Source organism: Acetomicrobium mobile, assembly GCF_937920065.1.
The window spans coordinates 1-1,249 of sequence record NZ_CALETC010000075.1; the positions used below are offsets into that span (position 1 = coordinate 1).

Consider the following 1,249-nt stretch of genomic DNA (forward strand, 5'->3'; position numbering starts at 1 on the left):
TTTTGAATATTTACCTAGCATGTTGCCTTAAAATGTTAATTTAAAGATCAAAGACATACTTTTCAATGCTACTTCTAACGTTAGGTATCATAGCAATAAATCGAAATGATTTAATTCTTACATTTAAAGCAGGAAGGATATATTTTATAGCGGGATTGAAGTTAAATGGACCTTACATCCTATTGCTTCAAGATGTCCTGCAAACAGGTCCAAAGCTTTTTCCACGTCGGGCGCGCCAGATTCATCGGCTGCATCGACGAAAAAGGACGAAAAAGTACGCCTCTTTGTATCGGTCGTAACGGCGCACAACCTGCTGTCGCGGTGATTCCACAGCCAACAGCAAATCTTTTCTTCGTCGGCGTACACGATGTGGGTGTCTTTGACGGTAATTTCCTCACCTGAACCGAGGGGAAGAAATATCTCACCTTCTTTGCCGTACCTCAGGGTGAGGCCTCCTTTAAGTTTGTAGGCGTCATAAGCCCCCATTGGAAGCAGCGTCATGACAGAAACGCAGTTATAGCAATCAACAACACTTGAGACGTTCCGAAGACTTTCGCCCTTGATGACGCGCCTCAAAAGCGCCTCCAAAGAGCAACGCTAGCTGCTGGGCTTGACTCCCATGGCGCTGTAGATCTTTCGCCAATTAGCGATCCTCGGATGTTTTGACAGATCATCTGTTTTAAATAAGCCGTATCCTTGCACGATCCTCGGCAGCTTTTTCTTTAACGCTTCCACGTAGTCATTTTTCTCTTCTACGAACACGTGAGCATAAAGCCAGCCAACTAGTGTCCAAGTTGTGTTTTTAGATCTCCAGTGTGATCTCAATTTTCATAATATTCATTTGTTTTATTGCACAAACCCCCAATAATGTAAAAGTGCCAAGTAAAACTCCTCAATGTCTTTCAAGTTATTTGCGAGTATGGACTTTAAAATGCCTAGGTCGAGGATCTGGTAATTGTGAACAGCTATATTTCTAAAGCCTGTCATTTTTACCATTTTTGAGGCAAGTTCTACGTCTATTATCCCTTTTTCTTTCAAAATAATGAAGTTATCTCTTATCCTTTCTGGAAGGCCTAAATTTTCGCAAGATATCGCATGGGCGGCAAGGTCAATGCAAGCCTGAATAGCACGCTGTAGGTTAAGTACAAAGATATCCTGCTTATCTATATCTTCTAGGCTTTCAGGGTAAAGACCCGTAACGTCACGAATTCTATCGAGACATTTTTGTATCTTTGCTACCTTCGCTAAA

Annotated in this window: 3 protein-coding genes; all 3 read right to left on the reverse strand. The window is 41.9% G+C overall.

Going from position 1 to position 1,249, the window contains the following annotated elements; all coding sequences use genetic code 11:
* Window positions 1-144: 144 nt before the first annotated feature.
* Complete coding sequence (locus Q7P41_RS03095; RefSeq protein WP_303882042.1) at window positions 145-576, reverse strand: B3/4 domain-containing protein; 432 nt, start codon at window positions 574-576, stop codon at window positions 145-147.
* Window positions 577-597: 21 nt separating this feature from the next.
* Window positions 598-762, reverse strand: coding sequence for a hypothetical protein (locus Q7P41_RS03100; protein ID WP_303882043.1), 165 nt, complete (start codon window positions 760-762; stop codon window positions 598-600).
* Between the two features lie 84 nt (window positions 763-846).
* Window positions 847-1,249, reverse strand: a 403-nt coding sequence (locus Q7P41_RS03105) for a DUF86 domain-containing protein (RefSeq protein ID WP_303882045.1), incomplete at its 5' end; no start/stop codon positions are given.